The following is a 20,865-nucleotide window of genomic DNA, read 5'->3' as shown; positions in this document are numbered from 1 at the left end:
AGAGAACATTATGGACAAGAAATTAATCAAAGGCAATGAAGCCATTGCCGAAGCAGCAATCAAGGCAGGCTGTAAGCTGTTTTTTGGTTATCCCATTACACCGTCCACAGAAATCGTGGAATACCTGTCAAAGCATTTGCCCAAAGCCGGAGGAACGCTGCTGCAAGGTGAGGACGAAGTTGCCTCGATAAATATGTGTTATGGTGCAGCCTGTACCGGTGCGCGGGTTATGACTGCCTCCTCCAGTCCTGGCTACAGTCTAAAACAGGAGGGCTTATCTTATATTGCGGCTGCCGAATTGCCGGTGGTTGTCGTCAATATTAACCGGACCGGACCTGGTCTTGGCGGCCTTGGACCGACTCAGTCCGACTATTTCCAATGTACCAAAGGGGGAGGTCATGGCGATTACCGTCTGATCGTGCTGGCTCCTTCCAAAGCGCAGGAAATGTATGATTACACGCTGGAAGCTTTTGATCTTGCCGATAAGTACCGCAACCCTGTACTTATTCTTGCCGACGGCTTCTTAGGCCAGATGATGGAACCGGTGGAGCTTAAAGAACGTCAGGCAGTGGAATTGCCGGTAAAAGACTGGGTGATTGACGGCTCAGCCGGCAGGCCGAAACGCAAACTTGCCAGCTTTTCGCTTACTAATGAAATTGGTGAAGTCAATAACCTGTATTGGGAAGCCAAATATAAGAATATACAAGGGCTGGAGCAGCGCTGGGAAGAATTTCAGACTGAAGATGCCGAATACCTGATTGCCGCTTACGGCACCTGTGCCAGAATTGCTAAGACCGTGGTGCTGAATGCACGCAAGCAGGGAATTAAGCTGGGATTAATCCGGCCCATTACGCTGTGGCCGTTCCCGGAAAAGGCCTTTGCTCCCTACCGGGGGAAGGTTAAAGGTGTACTGACTGTGGAGTTAAATACCGGACAAATGATTGAAGATGTCAAGCTGGCGCTGGAATGCAGCGTGCCGGTCAAACTTCACCGGCGTTTAGGCGGCATGCTGCCACACGAAGATGAAATACTGGGAGACCTTATTAAACAATTGGAAATCCCCGTAGTGCGGGAGGTGTAATAATGGAAAAAGTATTTAGCAAAACTGCAGGCTTGACAGATATCCCCTTTCACTATTGTCCAGGCTGTACTCATGGAATTATTCACCGCCTAATCGGTGAAGTTATGGAAGAACTTGATATTATTGATAAAACCATTGGTGTAGCACCGGTAGGCTGTGCCGGTTTTTCCCTGGATTTTTTCAGCTGTGATTTTGTTGGCGCAGCGCATGGCCGGGCTCAGGCGGTAGGCACCGGAATTAAACGGGCACTGCCTGACAGACTGGTGTTCACCTATCAAGGTGACGGCGATATTGCCGCCATTGGTACTGCCCATGCGATTCATGTGGCTGCCAGAGGGGAAAAGATTACCTCCATCATGGTTAATAACGCTGTATTTGGCATGACCGGCGGCCAGATGGCCCCTACCACTATCACGGGACAGGTAACGACAACAAGCCCTTATGGCCGTGATGACAGTCTGGTCGGTGCGCCTATTGATTTACCCAAGACCATTGCCAGTTTGAGCGGCGCAGTCTATGTCGCCGCCGTTTCGGTAGATTCGCCTAAAAATATTATTCAGGCCAAAAAAGCGCTTAAGCGGGCTTTTCAGGTACAGCAACTGGGATTAGGCTTTGCCTTTGTCAGCATATTATCGTCTTGCCCGACCAACTGGGGATTGTCGCCTGTCGACAGCCTCAAGTGGCTGCAGGAAAAGATGCTGCCTGTTTACGAAATGGGCGAGCTTAAAGTACCTGAGGAGGTGAAGGCGCTATGATGGACAAAATCCTTTTAGCCGGCTTCGGCGGTCAGGGAGTTATGTTTATCGGCAAAGTATTGGCCTATTCAGGTATGCTGGGTGGGCGCGAGGTATGCTGGATTCCATCCTATGGCCCTGAGATGCGCGGCGGGACAGCGAACTGCTCGGTACTGGTTTCTGACGAAGAAATTCATTCTCCGGTCATTAATCAGGCAGATGCCGGTATTGTGCTTAACCAGCCTTCCTATGATAAATTTCTGGCACGCATCAAGCCAGGCGGAACACTGATAGTAAACAGCTCAATTATCAATACTGCGCAAAAACGGGATGATATCAAAATTGTTGCCGTTCCGGCCACCGAGCTGGCGAATGAGATTGGTAATGCCAGCCTGGCTAATATGGTTTGCCTGGGAGCTTTGCTGCCGGCTTTATCCTTGATTAATCTGGACAGTGTTAAAACGGCTATGGACGAAGTTATCGGCAAGAAAAAGCCGGAGCTGTATGAACTAAATGTTGCTGCCATTCGCAAAGGCTTGCAAAAATAAAAAGAACTGAACAAAAGAGCGGGTTAATCCCCGGATGAGAAGGACTAAGCTTCAACTGGAGTTAACACTCTGCCTGAAGCTTAGTCTTACTTTATTTTCTCATATATGGTATTATTAAAAGATATACTTATAACAGATAATGAAATGAGAACAGTATGATGATTAAGCGAATACTCTCTTTGCTTTGGGGGTTATTTTTGTTTGCCCTGGGGATTGTCCTTACTGTCCAAAGTAATCTGGGAACAGCGCCCTGGGATGTTTTGCATCTGGGCTTAACCAATTATTTGCCGCTCACACTGGGGCAAGTGTCCCAACTGACAGGAATCCTTGTCATTGGCGTTAGCTGGGTTTTAGGTGTAAAGCCCGGCTGGGGCAGTTTTGCCAATATGTATTTTATCGGGTTGTTTATTGACCTTATTATGGCTGTTGGCTGGATTCCTATGGTGAACCATTGGCTGTTGCAACTGGCTATGTTGTTTATAGGTATCTGGCTAATCGGCTGGGCCACTTTCTTCTATTTATCGGCTGCTTTTGGCGCCGGACCGCGCGATAGTCTGATGGTTGCCGTTGTCTGGAAAATCGGCTGGCCGGTATGGAAGATACGAACCATTCTTGAGACCAGTGTGACAGCTATCGGCTATTTTCTTGGCGGGCCTGTCGGTGTTGGCACGATTATCATCGCGTTTACTCTGGGGCCATCCATTCAATGGGCTTTTAGTATTATGAGAAAACGGGCCCAGGATATTAATCATGATCCGCTGATTTTCCGGGGAAGACAATCAGCCAGTAGCAATAAACTGGAACAGCGTTCATAAAGGTGGGAATACACTTGCAGATAAAAACAAGTCAGCAAAATGAATGGGCGAAAGGAGTATTATCGGCTCTTGGAGCCTATTGCTTATGGGGAATACTGCCGATCTACTGGAAGCAATTACCGAATGTTTCCGCTTACGAGATTTTAGCACATCGTGTTATTTGGTCTTTTTTCTTTATGTTTGCCATTATCCTGGCAACCCGCAGTCTGCGTCAATTTGTAGATGAGACGAAACAAATTTGCCGTGACCGCAAAAAATTTGCAGGCTTATGCATCGCTTCCCTGTTAATCAGCATCAACTGGCTGGTTTATATATGGGCCGTTAATGCCAGCCGTATTGTGGAAACCAGTCTCGGATACTATATTAACCCGCTTGTCAGTGTCTTACTGGGTATCCTTGTTTTGAAAGAAAAATTGTCTTTGTGGCAAAGTGTGTCATTTATGCTGGCTGCTGTCGGCGTACTGACAATGACGGTCAATTTTGGCGCTATTCCCTGGATATCTTTGTGGTTAGCCTTTACCTTTGGCTTTTATGGCATGTGCAAGAAGATACTCGCTATTGGGGCGGTAACGGCTACCACGCTGGAGACGCTTATTGTATCGCCATTTGCCATAGTATACTTGCTGTATTCACACGGACAGGGGGGAGCCGCTTTCAGCCTTGCGGTGCCGGCTACCGCGGCCTTACTCATGGGGGCCGGTGCGGTTACTGCCATACCTTTGCTGCTATTTGCCAGCGGTGCCAACCGCTTGCCGTTAAGTTTACTGGGCTTTATCCAATATCTGTCGCCGACCATTTCTTTAACATTGGGTGTATTGCTGTATCATGAACCATTTACAAGCACCCATCTGCTTTCCTTTAGTTTAATATGGCTGGCTCTCGGCATATTCTCGTTAGCCAGGACTAAGCTATTTATTAAAGCTGAAGAACGGATTATTGGCTTATTTAAAGGCAGTCAGGAAAATCTATCTCCTGAACCACTGGAGCGTTTTCCCGACAGGTAAGACAGCATATTCAGAGGCCGCTTTCTGATTGGCAGAAGGTGGCCTTATAAAAGGGGTATACTAATATTCATACTATATTTATGTGAGGTCTATTATGAGCAAAATTGTAGTATTAGCCGAGAAACCTTCTGTAGGCCGGGATTTAGCCAGGGTGTTGAAATGCAATACCAAAGGCAATGGTTATTTTGAGGGATCAAAATACATCGTTACCTGGGCGCTTGGGCATCTGGTGACACTGGCAGATCCGGAAGGCTATGACGACAAATATAAGGCATGGCGCCTGGAAGACTTGCCAATGCTGCCCAAAGAGCTTAAGCTGGTGATCATCAAGCAGACAGGCAAACAATACAACACTGTTAAAGAGCAGCTTACGCGCAAGGATGTCAGTGAGATCGTTATTGCCACCGATGCCGGCCGTGAAGGCGAACTTGTTGCCCGCTGGATCCTGGAGAAAGCGCATGTCAATAAGCCGATAAAAAGACTGTGGATTTCATCTGTTACTGATAAAGCTATTCTTGAGGGTTTCAACAACCTGAAGCCGGGGAAAAACTATGAAAATCTGTACGCTTCTGCGGTAGCCCGCGCCGAAGCCGATTGGCTGGTAGGTATTAACGCCACCCGGGCCTTAACCACCAAGTACAATGCCCAGTTATCCTGCGGGCGGGTTCAGTCCCCCACGCTGGCCATTATTGCCGCCAGAGAAGCGGAAATAAAGAATTTTCAGCCGCGGGTGTATTATGGAATTACGGCAGCGGCCGAACGCCTGAAATTAACCTGGCAGGATAGTAAGACCAAAGACAGCAAGACCTTTGACAAAGAGGTTTGTGACAGGATTAGTAAAGCCATCACCGGGAAAAAAGCGGAAATCATTGATGTACATAAAACTAACAAGAAGAGCTTTGCGCCGGCCTTATATGATTTAACTGAACTGCAGCGGGATGCCAATAAGATTTTTGGATTTTCCGCTAAGGAAACCCTGTCAATTATGCAGAAATTGTATGAAACCCATAAAGCCCTGACCTATCCGCGAACCGACTCGCGTTATCTTTCAACAGATATTGTCGACACCCTGAAGGACAGAGTAAAAGCGTGCGATACCGGCCTTTATTCCCGGCAAATCCTCAAAATACTGAAAGGGTCCATCAAGGCCGGCAGTCATTTTGTTGATAACAGCAAAGTATCTGACCATCATGCCATTATCCCGACCGAGCAGCCGGTGGTGCTGGCTGCTTTAACCGATAAGGAGAAGAAGATTTATGATTTAGTTGTCAAACGTTTTCTGGTAGTGCTGCTGCCGCCGTTTGAATACGAACAGACAACGGTTAAAGCGCAAATCGGCGGCGAACTGTTTATTGCCAAAGGCAAAACTGTGCTTGCACCCGGCTGGAAAGAACTCTATAACAATACCCCCGATGAGGAAGATTCGGCTGACGGCATTGCCGAGCAATTGCTGCCCAGTCTTACTAAAGGCGAACTTTTGCCGGTAGTCTCAGTTTCGCTGACTAAAGGTGCGACAAAACCGCCGGCTCCCTTTAATGAAGCCAGTTTGTTATCGGCCATGGAAAATCCGGCAAAATACATGTCAGGTGAGAGCCAGGCACTTAAACAAATTATTGGTGAAACAGGGGGGCTTGGCACAGTTGCCACCAGGGCGGATATTATTGAAAAGCTATTTAGTAGTTTTGTTATTGAGAAAAAGGGCAAAGATATTTTTGTTACCTCCAAAGGCAGGCAGCTGTTGGATTTAGCTCCGGAAGAACTGAAATCACCGGCTTTAACGGCTGCATGGGAGCAGAAATTAAGCGCCATTGCTAAAGGACAGCTGCCCAAGCAGGCTTTTATTACTGAGATCAAAGACTATACGAGAGCCATTATTATTGGTATAAAAAACAGTAAGGAACAGTTTAAGCACGATAATCTCAGCCGCACCCGCTGTCCGGAATGCGGCAAGTACTTGCTTGAGGTTAATGGGAAAAGAGGGAAAGCCTTAGTTTGTCAGGACCGTGAATGCGGTTACCGCAAGAATGTGGCCCAGACAACCAATGCCCGCTGCCCCAAATGCCACAAAAAGCTTGACCTCAAAGGAGAAGGCGAGGCACGGACTTTCGTGTGCGCCTGCGGTTATCGCGAGAAACTTGCAGCTTTTACCGAGCGTAGAAAACAGGAAAACGACACGAAAATTTCTAAAAAGGATGTATCACGCTATTTAAACCAGCAGCCTGATAGTCAGCCTTTTAATACTGCGCTTGCCGAAGCGCTTGCCAAGCTTACACTAAAGTAACAGGATGAATCCGAAGTGACTGAAGGCGGTAGTTTTATGACCAGGGAGATATTGATAATTAGATTAAGTTCCATTGGTGATGTTATCCATTGTACACCGGTAGCCGGGTCGCTGAAAGCCGCCTGGCCTGACTGTAGAATCACCTGGCTTGTCGGTGAGACTTGCGCCGACCTTATCAAAGATAATCCGCATATTGATGAAATCATGGTATGGCCGCGGGAACGATTTGATAAACACCTCAAAGCCTATGAATTCAGCCAGGCTTACGATATGTGGCGGGATTTGCAGCAACAGCTGTCGGAGAAGTCTTTTTATGCGGTACTTGATATTCACGGACTGTTTCTCACCGGGATGATAGCCAGGCAGGTAAGAACCGACCGGCGTATCGGCCTTAAGTGTGCCAGAGAACTTAACCCCCTGTTTATGACCGAGCAGGCAGCGCCGTTAGGAACGCATATTATCGACCGGTATTTGGGGGTTTTAACCGCCCTGGGCATTCGCCCCGCCTGCCGGGAAATGCTGCTGGTGGTGCCGGGGGAAGCCAAAGCATTTGCGCAACATTTTTTGCAACAAGAGAATGTTTCCTTGGAAGACAGGCTGGCCGTATTGGTTCCCGGTACCACCTGGCCGACTAAGAACTGGCCGGCAGAACGGTTCGCGGCAACGGCGGCGCGGCTTGCCAAAGATTTCAAAATACTGTTGTGCGGTGGCAAGAGCGAGCTCAATCTGGGACGGGAAATAATGGCTAAGGCCGGTGTGCCGGTAATCAATGCGATCGGGCAGACCAGTCTTTTAGAGATGGCGGCTCTTCTTGGGTGCGCAGCTGTCGTTATTGCCGGCGATACCGGGCCGCTCTACATGGCGGCTGCCTTAGGCACGCCAACGGTAGCCATTTTCGGGCCGACCAATCCGGCAACCTATGTACCGCCAGGCAAGAATAATGCGTTTGTCTATAATCAACAGGCCTGTTCATTTTGTCATAAAACAAAATGCCGGCTAAAAAGTATGGATTGTATAAGCAGCGTGCAGCCGGCAGCCGTTGTCGAGCAGGTTTACCGTGTAGGGAAAAATCATAAGTCAGCTAAAGAATAACAAGAAGAGAGAGCCATTGGCTGCGTGCCAATGGCTCTCTCTTTTAAAAATTTTTACTAACTCTGCATCAACTGCTATGTTTCAATTTAAAAGCCTTGTATTTAGCAACTCCGTATTCAATAGCAACAAATAATACAGGGATCAGGAAGATGCCCAGACCGGTAGCTACCACCATGCCGCCGACAACGGTTGTTCCCAGTGCCGAACGGGCGGCAGCTCCGGCACCTGTTGATAATGCCAGCGGGATGCAGCCTAAAATGAAGGCAAACGAGGTCATCAAAATTGGCCGCAGCCTGAGTTTGGAAGCTTCAATGGCTGCCTGTACCGGTTCCATGCCATTGTCAACTCTGACTTTGGCATATTCTACAATCAGGATAGCGTTTTTGGCCGCCAGACCGATGAGCATAACCAAACCAATCTGCATGTAAACGCTATTTTCCATTCCCCGGGCATAGATGAAGAGGACTGAGCCTAAAATGCCGGTGGGAACCGATAACAGTACGGCAAAGGGGACACTCCAGCTTTCATACAAAGCTGCCAGGCACAGGAAGACGAACAGCAGCGCAAAGCCGAAGATAATAGGGGTCTGCCCGCTGGAAAGCTTTTCTTCGCGGCTTAAATCCGCCCATTCGTAGGTGATGGTTTGAGGTAATACCTCGGCTGCTACTTCTTCCAGAGCCTGCATAGCCTGACCGGAGCTGTAGCCTGGAGCCGTGGTGGCATTAATTTGCATGGCCGGATAACCATTATAACGTTTTATCAGTGTCTGACCACTGGTGGCAACCGGTGTAATCAAGGTATTAAGCGGTACCATGGTGCCGGCCGAGCTCCGTACATAGAAGAAACGGGTTGCGTCCACATCGGAGCGGAATTCCGGCTCTGCCTGGAGCATAACCTTGTAGGTACGGCCAAATCTGTTGAAGTCATTTACCTGAACACCGCCAAGGAAGGTTTGCAGGGCGATAAATACATCCTGGACAGGTACACCCAGCGCTTTGGCCTTCTCGCGGTTTACATCATATCGGTAGGAAGGTGTATCAGCCTTGAAACTCGATTGCGCCATAGCCAATTCCGGACGCTTCCTGGCGGCTGCGATAAATTGCTGGGACACATTGCTCATTTCGTCCAGCGGCGCGCCGCCCCTGTCCTGAATCATTAAGGTTAACCCCCCGACGCTGCCGATTCCCGGCAGGGCAGGCGGGTTAAAGGCGAAAACGGTAGCTTCAGGTATATTGCTTACCTTAGCCATGGCTTGCCCCAGAATGGCGTTTAACTGTGTATCAGGTGTTGGACGGTCTGCCCATGGTTCCAGGCCGGCAATTACCATCGCGCCGTTCGGCTTTTGACCACCGGCCAGCATATCAAAACCGGCTATTTCCCCGGTGGTTTTCACGCCGGGCAGTGACCGGTAGATTTCGCCGACCTGCTTGGCAATTGCCCGGGTGCGGTTCATATTAGCCCCTTCCGGCAGGCTGACGACAGATAACATGAAGCCCTGATCTTCATTAGGAACAAAAGTGGACGGAATAACCCGCAGCATACCGACACACAATATGACGATTACTGCTAGTCCTACACCCCATAGACTGGCCCGGCGAATTGAATGGCGGACACCATCGGAATATTTTTCGGTTATCCGCTCAAACCATTTGTTGAAACGATCAAAAAATCTGCCCAACATGCCGGTGCGAGCTTCACCTGTATATGGCTTTAAAAACATGGCGCATAATGCCGGTGTCAGTGTCAGGGCTACAATGGCCGACAAGGCCATCGAAACAGCAATGGTTAAGGCAAATTGCTTATACAGAACGCCGGTCGTTCCTGTGAAAAAGGCAACAGGAATGAAAACAGACGCAAGCACGAAAGCAATGGCGATAACCGGACCGGATACCTCTTCCATCGCCCGGATTGTCGCTTCCTTGGGATTTAGGCCGGAATGCCGCATATGGTGCTCAACGGCTTCCACAACGACAATGGCGTCATCAACTACCAGACCGATGGCCAGTACCATGGCAAACAGGGTCAGTGTATTGATGGAAAATCCTAATACCACAAAGGCGCCAAAGGTTCCGATCAGGGATACGGGAACTGCGAGCATTGGAATCAAGGTGGCGCGCCAATTTTGCAGGAATAGGTAAACAATAACCAATACCAGCGCAAGGGCTTCCAGGAAGGTATGGAACACCTTTTCCAGAGACTCTTTAATATATTCGGTGCTATCGTTAAGGATGCGATATTCCAGATCTGGCGGGAAACGTTTGGCCGCATCGTCAATGACCTGCCGTACACCGCTGATTGTTTCCAGAGCGTTGGCATCGGTCGTGAGCTGGACTGCAAACACAACAGCATCTTTGCCGTCAAAATTACTTTTAAACGAATTATCCTTAGAACTTAATTCAATGGTGGCGATATCGCCTAAATAGATCGCCGACCCGTCCGAGTGCATGCGAATGATAACTTTCTTAAAATCTTCTTCGGTGGTCAGACGGCCCTGAACACTGGCCGTATATTGGAATTCCTGCTCCGGTATTGAGGGGAGCTGGCCAATGGTACCGGCCGGTGCCTGCACATTCTGCTCTTTTATGGCATTAGCGATGTCAGTAGCCGTAATTCCCAGCTGGGCCAATTTATCCGGTTTGAGCCAAACCCGCATACTATAGTCGGTGCCATATTCGGCAACATCACCGACACCTTTAACCCGGCGGATGTCATCAATGATGTTGATACTGCCGTAAGTCTTGAGAAACACGCTGTCATAGCTGCCCTGAGGGGAAACAAGAGAAAAATACAAAGCTGTGTCAGGCGAAACCTTGCGGGTTGTTACGCCCATAAGCTGCACATCCTGAGGTAAGCCGGAATTCGCCTGAGCTACCCGGTTTTGGGTGTACATTGTCACCATATCAGGATTTTGTCCTAATTCGAATTTGAGATTGAGGGAGTAGCGGCCTGTATCGGCACTGGTGGAGGTCATCGACACTGCACCTTCTACGCCGTTGGCCTGTTGTTCGATGACCTGGGCTACCGTTTTCTCTACGACATCAGCATTAGCGCCGGTATAGGCGGTACTGACACTGACCTGTGGCGGCGTAATCTGCGGATATTGGGCAATTGGCAGGAAAAAGGCGGCAACACCGCCTGTCAAGGTAATGAGAATCGCGATAACAATCGCAAAGATAGGTCGATTAATAAAAAACTTTGCCATGAACCCGCCTCCTTACTTCGTGCCTGGAATAGTCAGATCATTTAGTCCGATCATGGTGATGTTAAGCGGTGAACCTGGCTGGGTTTTCGCAAATCCTTCGATAACAACGATATCCTGGGGAGTAAGCCCTTCTTCGACAACTTGCAGATTGCCAATTTTAGGTCCTAATTTTATCGGCTTTGTTACTGCTTCCTTATTGGCGCCGGCAACAGTGACAAAGGTTTTCCCCAGCATTTCCTGAACAGCCCGCTGGGGAATCAGCAATGCTCCCTGCCGGGTTTCACCAATGGCCATTATTCTGGCAAACATGCCGGGGACCAGCAATTGGTTTGGATTATCGAAAGCGGCTTTCATGGCCAGAGTACCGGTTTGATTGGCCATTCCCCGGTCAATTTGTTCCAGATGGCCGGGAAGTGGATACTCGCTGCCATCGCTGAGAATCAGTTTAAGGTTTTGTCCCCAGGCATCCGGGGAAGTGCCCATTTTGGCAAATTTCAAATATTCATTTTCACTCATGCTGAAGCGCACTTGTACGGGGTTGACTGTTGAGACAGTTGCCAGTACAGTACTGCCGGCCTGAACATAGCCGCCGACACTTAACTCGTTTACGCCAATCCGGCCATCTACCGGTGATACGATTAAGGTGTCTGACAAATCATTCTGGGCTTGTTCCAGTTTGGCCTGATACGCCTTTACCAAAGCTTCTGCCTGTTCGGCCTGCGACACAGTCGTATCCAGAATCTGAATCGCTATGCCCCCTTGACTTGCCAGGTTTTGATAGCGGGTAACATCGCGCTGGATATTGCTAAACGAAGCCTGCGCCTGGGCCACCTGCGCCTGGGCATCGGCTACCGCCGCCGCATATTTGCGACGGTCAATTTCAAACAGCGGTTGTCCGGCACGAATGGTATCGCCGCCGTTGACAAATTTACGGGAGATATTGCCAGAGACTTCTGATTTGACCTGGACTTCGTCTTTGGCGATAATTTCACCAACAAACTCGTATGTAACAGGTGTATCCTGCTGAATAACCTGCATGGCCTTGACGACAACTTCCTGCGCTGGACGGGCACTTTGCTGCTTACTGCAGCCTGCTGTTACCATCAAGAACAGCACAGTCAGCCATATAATGCTTTTTCGGTTCACCCTTATTTCTCCTCTCATTGATAAATGTGAAATTAGTTTGTTACTCCATATAAGTAGATTTCAAGTGCCTGGGCTGCATATTGTTCAGCATTGTCTTCCTTGTTTGGCAGTAAATTGCCGCAAACATGCTGTGGGGAAAATGACAGATGCAATATTTTCATCAGAGATATGGCAGCAAAGTCCGGTTTAATATCAGACCGAAATTCACCTTTGCTTATCGCATCCTTGATGCAGTCCTGTAAAAAGGCGTGCAGGCGATGGGCGGCGATTTTCACAGTACTGTCGAAATATTTTGTGGGATTGAAGATTTCAACAAAAAAAAGACGGTCTATGTAGGGATTTTCTTTATGAGTCACAATTAGCAGGGCAGCAAACTGTCTTATCTTCATAATCGGAGAAATATCTTCGTTACTGATGCTGTCAATCATGTTTTCAAGTATGGCTAACTGTTTTTCCAGTACAAAAGCATACAGGTTCTCCTTTCCGCCGAAATAATAAGAAATCAGTGCAATGTTTACTCCTGCGGCATCAGCCAACTCTTTTACCGAGACGGCAGCCAATCCTTTGGTCGCGAACAAAGGAATTGCGGCTTCAATAATTTTATTAACAGTGGGCTTTTCAGTGCTTACTTGTGCTTTCGCTGTATTCACCCTCTTTCTTCAATAGCCTGTTTGGAATTTTAAATAAAAATTTAAAACATGAATTTAATTATAGTATATTATTCGCCTAGTGTCTACCATATCCCACTAAAAATGTTGCTGAAAAAGTATGTGGAAATATTTTTTTTTAACCATAGAAGAACAGGGAATTTTCTGTTAAACAAATAAAAACCGGGCTGCAATTCATTGCAGCCCGGTAATTTTTACTTAGCGTCGTGCTTGTTTATCCCTGTTTTTGAATTTATCCCACAGATACCGTCCGGCCATAAATACGGCGGCAAGCAAGATGACATTGAATACTATGCCCATTATACTGGCAAACATGCCTGATTCGCCAAAGCCGAACATACCGCCCAGCATACTGCCTAACAGCATGCCGCCGCCGAGGAGACCGGCAGTACGAAGGAAGCCGCCACCGGTAGTGGCTTGCTGTGCAGCTGCGGTCTGGGGATTGGGTTTAGCTGCAGCTGCCGGTGCTTTTTCATTATAGCTTTGTGCCGGGGCTGAAGGCTTATAATCGCCGGAATTGTTATTTTTGACAGGGGAAGATTGGGTTGGCGGCGCTTTGAAAGACGGAGCTTTCCTGGAACCACCGATTGCGGCAAAACTTACGGCGTTAAAAGCAAACATGAAAACAAAAGTCAGCAATAATAATTTTTTCATTAGTAATGTTACTCCTCCTTATGGGTCTTTACATCTTCAGGGAAAGTGTATATTTCTGCTAAATTAGGCAACTCTCCTGCTAAGTAGCGATCAATATCATGGACATCAATATAAAAGGTACAGGCGACTTCAAGATAGCCCTGTTCTTTGCCATGACTTAGGTCGCGGATGGCCATCAGGCGTTCGCGGAGAGCCAAACAATCTTGATGCGATGCTGTTACATTGAGGGTTGCCAGGGGAATGCCATATTCCCTCAGAACATCCTGTAAGTTCATTCTTTCCGACATGAATGCAATCACCACTTTGTCATAGTTTAACCTCATTTTGAGGTTTCGACACCAACAATGTAATATGAAAGCAAGAAAAAGTCAAGGAAAAGATAGTTAAAGAGTGACGGCTGACAGCCTGTCTTGTATAATAAAAAGCAAAAATAAGTGAGGTTACTATATTGCGTAAATTTGTAAAAACAACTGAAAGTATTATTACACCCCTGGAGCCGCGGCGTGCAGTTATTGTAGGCGAAGAATGCCTGGTGGATGTGCGGTTTGTGGAAAGCCGCAGTGAGGCGGCCGGCTGGCTTTATGAATATGAGGTAACCGGAGAAATCGGTAAAGTGGAAAAGTTTTTTGCCCGGTTGAAGGATATAGAGCGCAAACTGGATTAACCCCGCATTAACTGGGTTTTTAGTATCAACCATTTGGTAACAGGTACACCGGCCAGCAAAATAAAGAGCAACCGGAACAATTGGTAGGCAACAACGGTGGCTAGATCGGCGTTGGCTGCCAGGGCTGTCAAACCCATCTCCGACATACCTCCCGGGGCCATGCTGATAAATGCCGTCACAAATGACATCGGGTATATCAGGGAGAAGGCGTAGGAAATGCCTAACAGCAGGCCGATTACCGTTAACACTGTAAGCAGATTGACCACGGCAATGGTTTTCCAGTTGGTCAGACTGTTGAAGTCAACATCACTGCCCATGCGAATACCAACGAAAATCTGTGCCAGAGCAATCACCGGGGAAGGCAAAACAGGCGCATGTATGCCTGCCAATACCAGTAGCGCTGTTCCCAAAACAGGTACAAGGACATATACATTAGCTAGTCTGATCCATTTGGCTAATTTTATTAAGCCAAGAATGGTTAGCAGAAAAAAGAACAGTACCGGCAGTTCATCACTGCCCATGGGTGTAACCAACCGTGCGCCGGCTGTAGTCATTTGACCGGTAATGCCGTGCAGTGCCAGCACGGGGACGACAAAGATGACGGTAATCACCCGCACTGTCTGCATCAGGGTAACTACGGACACATCAGTCCCTTTGGTTTCTTCACAAATAACCGACATTTGGGACAAGCCGCCAGGCAGGCTGCCAATCAGGCTGTTGGCCAGGCCAACATCGGTATACCGTCCGGATACATAGCCTGTGGCTAAACAAAGGACAATCAGTGTTGTTGTCATTAGCAGCATGTGCGGCAATTGCTGCAGCACCTGGTGGCCGACTGCCGGGGTAAAGGGGCTGCCCATCATATATCCCAGGACAACCATGCCCATGTTGCGTAATTTCTTCGGCCAATAAACGGTTTTCTTTAAAGCTGATTTCCAGACAATGGTTATAACCAGCGGGCCTAACGTCCAGGGCAAAGGCAAATGCAGCAGGTTAAATAACAAGCCGCCGGTTATAGCCAGGAGAAAAATGGATAACAATTGTTTATACATGTATTCACCTTGATTCATGGAATGAATATACCATCTGTAAGCTCTCCTGTATATAGTAGCACTTTAATCCCAAAGTGAAAAATAGATAAAATTTATATTTCGAAAAAAATATGGTAGAATTGGAGGAGAAATAGGGAGGGGTGGGCAGTTGAAACAAATAACGCTGGAAGACGTATTAGCAGCCAAAGAACGGCTTGCTTCCCTTCAGGCTGAACTGCGCTGTAGTTATCAATTACCGGTAGTCAGTTTTACTGCTAATATTCCCGGGTCTGTCAAAGATAGTCCGGTGGTACGGCAATTGCTGCAGACTGCGGTCAATAGATTCAGGATTATTGCCGGGAGCAGCAGCATTGATATTGTGGAAGAACGGTTTATGTATTGGCCGACAGGCCCGGCAGCGGTATTGGTCGCGGACGGTAGTCCGGACGAACTTAAACGCTCCTGTATTGCTATTGAAGAAGCCGGTTTTCATGCCCGGCTGTTTGATATTGATGTATTTAGTGCAGACGGCAGGCAAATTTCCCGCAGTACCTTGGGCCAGCGGGAACGTACCTGTTTTCTGTGCGGTGAGCCTGCAGTAATGTGCCGCCGTTCCAACAAACATACGCTTGAGGAAATTAAAGCTAATGTTCAGGCAAGGTTGGCAGCTTTTGCGGCGACAGCCACCGACCCCTGGCCACAAGCTGTTTGGGATATAGGTGCATGGGCTGTTGAAGCCATGCTGATGGAAGCGGCCTGCACACCGGCGCCGGGGTTGGTAGACCGGGATAATGCCGGTGCGCACAACGATATGGATTTCTTTTCCTTTTTGATGAGCAGCAGTGCGCTGGCCGGCAGTATGTTCCGCTGTGCCGCCGCCGGATACCGGCACGATGGTTTGCCGGCAGAGTTATTGCCGGTGCTGCGATATATCGGCAAAGACGGTGAAGCCCGGATGATGAAGGCCACAAGCGGTGTTAACACCCAAAAAGGGCTGCTGTTCCTGCTGGGGATACTGACGGCTGCCGCTGCATATACCTTGAAACAGTCAGCAACCGTTACCGGGGAACAAATTCTTGATACAGCCGCCGCTATGGCGCAAGGCATTGTGAGCAGAGAGCTGGCGGTGCTGCCGGCGAGAGAGACGGTCAGGCTGACTGCCGGCGAAAAGCTGTACCTGCAATATGGAGTAACCGGTATCCGCGGCGAAGTGGAGAGCGGAATCCCCAGTATTCGGGAGCATGGTCTGCCGGTATTAAAGCAGGCGCTAGCCGCAGGGCTGTCTTTGAATGACGCCTTGGTACATACGCTGGTGAGTTTAATGACGGTGGTCGAAGATACTACGATTTTAAACCGTCATAGCATGGAAGTTTTGCTTGATGTGAAAAACCGGGCTAAATGGATAATGAGGCATGGGGGTATGCTTGCCGGTACAGGCAGGGCGAAAATTGCAGAACTGGATGAACTATTTATTGCCCGAAATATTAGTCCAGGCGGGGTTGCCGATTTATTGGCCGCTACGTACTTTCTCTACTTGGTTGAAACTAGTAATGCAGGAATGGCGGGGACGATATGAGCGACAATGTGGTTTTAGCATTTATATTAACTTCGATAGCCGGTTTGGCAACCGGTGTGGGCGGCTTACTGGCTTTTCTTGTAAAACGGAATAATACCAGGCTGCTGTCTGTCGGGCTGGGCTTTTCGGCCGGGATCATGATTTATGTTTCTTTTGTTGAACTCTTGCGCCAAGCCGAGGGTTCACTGATTGCTCATATGGGCGATCCTATGGGCAAGTGGATAACCATTGCCAGCTTCTTCGGCGGCATTTTGCTATCCATACTGCTGGATAAACTGGTGCCGGAGCACATGAGCTACCATGAGGTCGATGTTAATGCGGCGCAGGAAACCCAGAAGCTTTCGGCGGAAAAGCTAAAACGGATGGGGTTGTTTACCGCTTTTGCCATTGCGCTGCACAATTTCCCTGAAGGCTTGGCTACCTTCATCGGCACTCTGGATGATCCGGCTTTAGGGGTATCTTTGGCGGCCGCTATTGCCATTCACAATATCCCGGAAGGTATGTCGGTGGCTTTGCCGATCTATTATGCCACAGGCAATACCCTGCAGGCATTTGGCTATTCGCTGTTATCCGGGCTGGCAGAACCTGTGGGAGGCTTACTGGGCTATATTGTCTTAAAAACCTTCTTAAATGAAATGGTTCTGGGAGTTACCTTTGCCGCGGTTGCCGGTATTATGGTATATATATCACTGGATGAATTACTGCCAATGGCCCGCGAATCAGGTACTGGACACAGTGAAATGTTCGGTCTGGTACTGGGGATGCTGGTTATGGCCGTTAGTCTGTTATTGTTTTGAGTTACCTATTCTGATAGATTAAGAAAAGCTCGCCGTCATGGCCGGCTTTATTTTTTTTCAAGAATATGTTACAATTATTCTTCAAGTGATTATTAAGAAAGATAAGGTAAAGCAATGATTAGTACAAGCAACTTAACATTACAATTTGGCAAACGCATTCTGTTCAAAGATGTCAATATAAAATTTACGCCAGGCAATTGCTATGGTCTCATTGGCGCGAACGGAACCGGCAAATCAACTCTCTTGAAAGTGCTGTCAGGTGAAATCGAGCCGTCTGCCGGTGAAGTGGCTATCACCCCCGGCGAGCGGTTGGCAGTACTTAAGCAAAATCACTATGAATTTGATGAATTTGAAGTATTAAAAACCGTCATTATGGGCCATTCCCGCTTATATGCCATTATGGAAGAAAAAGATGCACTGTATGCTAAGCCGGATTTTTCCGATGCAGACGGGATTAGAGTGTCCGAACTGGAGTGTGAGTTTGCGGAACTCGACGGCTGGGATGCCGAGACTGAGGCTGCGAAATTACTGAACGGCTTGGGGATTAAGGAAGAGCTGCATCAGCTTAAAATGGGAGATATCAGCGGCAATGAAAAAGTAAGGGTACTTTTAGCTCAAGCTCTGTTTGGCAATCCTGATATTCTGCTCCTGGACGAACCGACCAACCATTTGGATATCGAATCCATCAGCTGGCTGGAAGATTTCCTGGCCGATTTCCCGAACACCGTTATTGTCGTGTCACATGACAGGCATTTTTTAAATCAGGTATGTACCCATATTGCCGATATCGATTTTCAGAATATCCAGCTCTATGTGGGCAACTATGATTTTTGGCTGGAATCAAGTCAGTTGGCGTTGCAGTTGGCTAAAGAAGCCAATAAACGCAAAGAAGACAAGATTAAGGATTTGCAGAACTTTATCCAGCGCTTTAGTGCCAATGCGTCTAAGTCCAAACAGGCCACTTCCCGGAAAAAGCTGCTGGAAAAAATTACACTGGATGATATTAAACCCTCCTCCCGCAAATATCCGTACATAGCGTTCAAGCCTGACCGGGAAGCCGGGGCGCAGCTGCTGACAGTAGAAAATCTCAGCAAAAAGCTGGACGAAGAACAAAGCTTGAATGATATTAGCTTCACTGTCAATAAAGGGGATAAAATTGCTTTTGTCGGTCCGGAAGGAATGGCAAAAACCATCCTGTTCAAGCTTCTCATGGAAGAGCTTGAGCCTGATAGCGGTTCCTTTAAATGGGGTGTAACTACCAGTCAGGCTTACCTGCCTAAGGATAACTCCCAGTATTTTGACGGTGTGGAGTTAAACCTCGTAGACTGGTTAAGACAGTTTTCCCGTGATCAGGAAGAATCCTTTATTAGAGGCTTTTTGGGACGCATGCTCTTTTCCGGTGAGGAAAGCCTGAAAGAAGCCAATGTTTTGTCAGGTGGAGAGAAGGTAAGGTGTATGCTGGCGAGAATGATGCTGAGCGGCGCCAATGTCCTCTTGTTGGATGAGCCAACCAATCACCTGGATTTAGAGTCGATTACCTCATTGAATAACGGCTTAATCAATTATGACGGCACTGTTTTGTTTGTGTCTCATGACCATCAGTTTATTCAAACGATAGCTAACCGTATTATTGAGATTACGCCCAATGGTATAGTAGACCGCCAAATGTCTTATGACGAATATTTGGCTAATGCCGATGTAAAGAAGCAGTTGGCAGCATTATACGGAAAATCATAGGTAAAGAAAAGGGGCCGTGCTGAAACGTAAGAGTTTCAGCACGGCTCCTTTGGTATTTTTGTCAGTAAAAATTAAGATTAACATATCTGACCTATGAGCTACGGCCATATGATACTGTTCACTATTGGGGAACCGTTTTATATGCGACTAAGGAACTAATGCGGGCAGCTGTTTCTCGTCAATTTGTTGTATCGTCAGAAGCGGTAGTCGTGTTGTTTTTTTCCTCTACGGCAGCGGCCTGCTCACCAAAAGCGCGTTTAAACTGTACCTTTGCCCAGCCGCGCAGGTCTGGATCGCCGCTCAGCATAAGATTTTGCAGGACATCTATCATCATTTTTAAGTCGGGGTCAATTATGGCCTCGACTTTTTGCGCTGGCATTGGTGCAGTGATATCCCCCTTTAATATCCAATCAACCGTAATGCCATATTGATTTGATAATAAATATAGAGCAGTAGCGCTAGGAAGAAATTTTCCGTTTTCCCAGCTACTTATATTTCCGCTGGACAGGCCAGTGTTCTTTGCGACTTCAGCAGTAGTTAGCTTTTTATCATCGCGTGCTTGTTTTAAACGCAAAGCCACTTCTTCTACGTTTAATTTAAAAATAAAGAACACTCCCCTTGACTTTAATTTGATATTAAACTACAATAAACTTGTACAATAAACATGCACAATCATTATTCCCAAAAAATACCACGTTCTAGACCAACGTGGCGAGATGGGAGGGAAATGGATGGAAACCAAAATAGAAAAAAAGCATGGTTGCCATCAAATAGTAACCTTTGCTATGGGAAAATAAATTAGTTTACCATAAAAATACCGGTGTGCATAGATTGGGACTCGTTCTTCACCGAATCAGCCGGAAAAAATCTGATAACCGCAGAGTGACAGGGCTAGTCCCCGGTAATGCTGGCAGGCAGATGGTCACACCAACAAAAGGTCACACAGACCGAAAGCCCTTGTAGAAGAACCAGGGCCGCTTCATGGAATTTCTCTTACTTATGAGCCCATAGCAGCTTCTAGGAACACTGCATGCAAGTTGTGAAGCAGGCTCAAAACAGGCGGCATACCCCGAAGGGAAATGCAGCTTGTTTTGTTCTGTTTTTCGGTCAATTGATCAGTCTGTATAAATGTCGGCCCATGAATTTATATCAGCAGTCTAATTGACATAATTGGCATATATTATTATATAATAATTATTGTTGTTTAATGATATGTTAATTTTTCATGCATAACGACCGCGCACACCTTAGTGAAAACAGTTTTTTACGCGAAACAGCAGGCAGGTCTAGGTTAGTGGTCAGTTAGCTGCATTTCGCCAGGGCCGCCTGCGGTCCAGACAGTTATAAACACCTGGCCGTTTTCCCGAAAAGCACGCAGCAGTTCACAATGACGCAGGACAGCAAAATTTTTTTCAAGCTGCAGCCGGGATATGCTCAGTTTCTGCATAACCTGGTCATGCGTAACCGGGCCTTCGGCTTGGACATAATTATAGAGAGCTTTTTGCAGGTCGGTCAGGCCGTCGGTGCCTTCCTGGCCTGCTGCCTTGCGTGCCGACTTAGCACTGTATACGGCAGCTACATCACAACTGCGCGGCGGTTCCAGCGCTTCCACATAACAGTCTTCACACAGCGTCTGTCCCCGGTGCTTGACTTCCTCACCAGCCGGAATAGTGGCATTGCATTTTTGACAAACCATTGTTCTATCCTCCAGTTATGCATTTTAGTTTATTCTATTTTTATTATAACAAAGTTAAGGTGCAAAGAGAAAGCCCATTAACAGTGTTATGAAACTATAGTAGGCAAACCCTCTGAAAGGTGGGGTCGCTATAGAGTGA

General features: G+C 47.6%; 19 protein-coding genes. 11 read left to right on the top strand and 8 right to left on the bottom strand.

Features of this window, described 5'->3' with window-relative positions; translation table 11 throughout:
* The first annotated feature begins 10 nt into the window (after nt 1-10).
* The 7 genes from vorB to GT1_RS03145 all read left to right on the top strand — a co-directional run bounded on the left by vorB (nt 11) and on the right by GT1_RS03145 (nt 7,555).
* Nucleotides 11-1,081 carry a 3-methyl-2-oxobutanoate dehydrogenase subunit VorB gene (gene vorB, locus GT1_RS03175; protein ID WP_188397314.1) on the top strand — a complete coding sequence of 357 codons (1,071 nt, stop codon included), beginning with the start codon at nt 11-13 and terminating at the stop codon, nt 1,079-1,081.
* A gap of 2 nt (nt 1,082-1,083) precedes the next feature.
* Nucleotides 1,084-1,836: a thiamine pyrophosphate-dependent enzyme gene (locus GT1_RS03170; protein ID WP_188397312.1), complete on the top strand. Its 753-nt coding sequence runs from the start codon at nt 1,084-1,086 to the stop codon at nt 1,834-1,836.
* Nucleotides 1,833-2,363, top strand: coding sequence for a 2-oxoacid:acceptor oxidoreductase family protein (locus tag GT1_RS03165; protein WP_188397310.1), 531 nt, complete (start codon nt 1,833-1,835; stop codon nt 2,361-2,363). The genes GT1_RS03170 and GT1_RS03165 overlap by 4 nt, the downstream gene beginning before the upstream one ends.
* Nucleotides 2,364-2,518: 155 nt before the next feature.
* Nucleotides 2,519-3,178 (top strand): YitT family protein, encoded by a 660-nt coding sequence (locus GT1_RS03160; RefSeq protein ID WP_223226020.1) that lies wholly within the window; start codon nt 2,519-2,521, stop codon nt 3,176-3,178.
* A 14-nt stretch (nt 3,179-3,192) separates the two neighbouring features.
* Entirely contained in the window at nt 3,193-4,182 is a 990-nt protein-coding gene (rarD, locus tag GT1_RS03155; protein ID WP_223226019.1) for an EamA family transporter RarD, read from the top strand.
* 94 nt (nt 4,183-4,276) lie between these two features.
* Nucleotides 4,277-6,463 (top strand): DNA topoisomerase III, encoded by a 2,187-nt coding sequence (locus GT1_RS03150; RefSeq protein WP_188397308.1) that lies wholly within the window; start codon nt 4,277-4,279, stop codon nt 6,461-6,463.
* Between the two features lie 51 nt (nt 6,464-6,514).
* Entirely contained in the window at nt 6,515-7,555 is a 1,041-nt protein-coding gene (locus GT1_RS03145) for a glycosyltransferase family 9 protein (RefSeq protein ID WP_223226018.1), read from the top strand.
* A gap of 67 nt (nt 7,556-7,622) precedes the next feature.
* Here the strand turns inward: GT1_RS03145 and GT1_RS03140 are convergent, their stop codons facing one another.
* The 5 genes from GT1_RS03140 to GT1_RS03120 all read right to left on the bottom strand — a co-directional run bounded on the left by GT1_RS03140 (nt 7,623) and on the right by GT1_RS03120 (nt 13,512).
* Entirely contained in the window at nt 7,623-10,757 is a 3,135-nt protein-coding gene (locus tag GT1_RS03140; protein WP_188397307.1) for an efflux RND transporter permease subunit, read from the bottom strand.
* Between the two features lie 12 nt (nt 10,758-10,769).
* Nucleotides 10,770-11,903, bottom strand: a complete 1,134-nt coding sequence (locus GT1_RS03135) for an efflux RND transporter periplasmic adaptor subunit (RefSeq protein ID WP_223226017.1) — start codon at nt 11,901-11,903, stop codon at nt 10,770-10,772.
* A 32-nt stretch (nt 11,904-11,935) separates the two neighbouring features.
* Entirely contained in the window at nt 11,936-12,553 is a 618-nt protein-coding gene (locus GT1_RS03130; protein ID WP_188397298.1) for a TetR family transcriptional regulator, read from the bottom strand.
* Nucleotides 12,554-12,769: 216 nt separating this feature from the next.
* Nucleotides 12,770-13,225 (bottom strand): hypothetical protein, encoded by a 456-nt coding sequence (locus tag GT1_RS03125; RefSeq protein ID WP_188397296.1) that lies wholly within the window; start codon nt 13,223-13,225, stop codon nt 12,770-12,772.
* 8 nt (nt 13,226-13,233) lie between these two features.
* Nucleotides 13,234-13,512 (bottom strand): hypothetical protein, encoded by a 279-nt coding sequence (locus GT1_RS03120; RefSeq protein WP_188397294.1) that lies wholly within the window; start codon nt 13,510-13,512, stop codon nt 13,234-13,236.
* Between the two features lie 161 nt (nt 13,513-13,673).
* Here GT1_RS03120 and GT1_RS03115 point away from each other — a divergent pair, with 161 nt between their 5' ends.
* Nucleotides 13,674-13,889: a hypothetical protein gene (locus tag GT1_RS03115; RefSeq protein WP_188397293.1), complete on the top strand. Its 216-nt coding sequence runs from the start codon at nt 13,674-13,676 to the stop codon at nt 13,887-13,889.
* Here GT1_RS03115 and GT1_RS03110 read toward each other — a convergent pair.
* A complete protein-coding gene (locus tag GT1_RS03110) occupies nt 13,886-14,941 on the bottom strand; it encodes an AbrB family transcriptional regulator (protein ID WP_188397291.1) in 1,056 nt (351 codons plus the stop codon). The genes GT1_RS03115 and GT1_RS03110 overlap by 4 nt on opposite strands.
* A 148-nt stretch (nt 14,942-15,089) precedes the next feature.
* Here GT1_RS03110 and citX point away from each other — a divergent pair, with 148 nt between their 5' ends.
* From citX to GT1_RS03095, 3 genes are all read left to right on the top strand, one after another.
* Entirely contained in the window at nt 15,090-16,496 is a 1,407-nt protein-coding gene (gene citX / locus GT1_RS03105) for a citrate lyase holo-[acyl-carrier protein] synthase (protein ID WP_188397289.1), read from the top strand.
* A complete protein-coding gene (gene zupT, locus GT1_RS03100; protein ID WP_188397287.1) occupies nt 16,493-17,293 on the top strand; it encodes a zinc transporter ZupT in 801 nt (266 codons plus the stop codon). Before citX ends, zupT begins: the two co-directional genes overlap by 4 nt.
* 114 nt (nt 17,294-17,407) lie before the next feature.
* Nucleotides 17,408-19,030 (top strand): ABC-F family ATP-binding cassette domain-containing protein, encoded by a 1,623-nt coding sequence (locus tag GT1_RS03095; RefSeq protein WP_188397285.1) that lies wholly within the window; start codon nt 17,408-17,410, stop codon nt 19,028-19,030.
* A 178-nt stretch (nt 19,031-19,208) separates the two neighbouring features.
* Here the strand turns inward: GT1_RS03095 and GT1_RS03090 are convergent, their stop codons facing one another.
* Both GT1_RS03090 and GT1_RS03085 read right to left on the bottom strand, forming a co-directional pair.
* Entirely contained in the window at nt 19,209-19,643 is a 435-nt protein-coding gene (locus GT1_RS03090; protein WP_188397283.1) for a helix-turn-helix domain-containing protein, read from the bottom strand.
* A 678-nt stretch (nt 19,644-20,321) separates the two neighbouring features.
* On the bottom strand, nt 20,322-20,726 hold the full coding sequence (locus tag GT1_RS03085) for a hypothetical protein (RefSeq protein ID WP_188397281.1): 405 nt from the start codon (nt 20,724-20,726) through the stop codon (nt 20,322-20,324).
* Nucleotides 20,727-20,865 lie beyond the last annotated feature (139 nt).

It is taken from the genome of Sporomusa sp. GT1, assembly GCF_014634905.1.
GTDB classification, from domain to species: Bacteria; Bacillota; Negativicutes; order Sporomusales; family Sporomusaceae; genus Sporomusa; species Sporomusa sphaeroides.
Note: the sequence above shows the minus strand (reverse complement) of the source record. Positions and strands in the feature narration are given on the sequence as shown.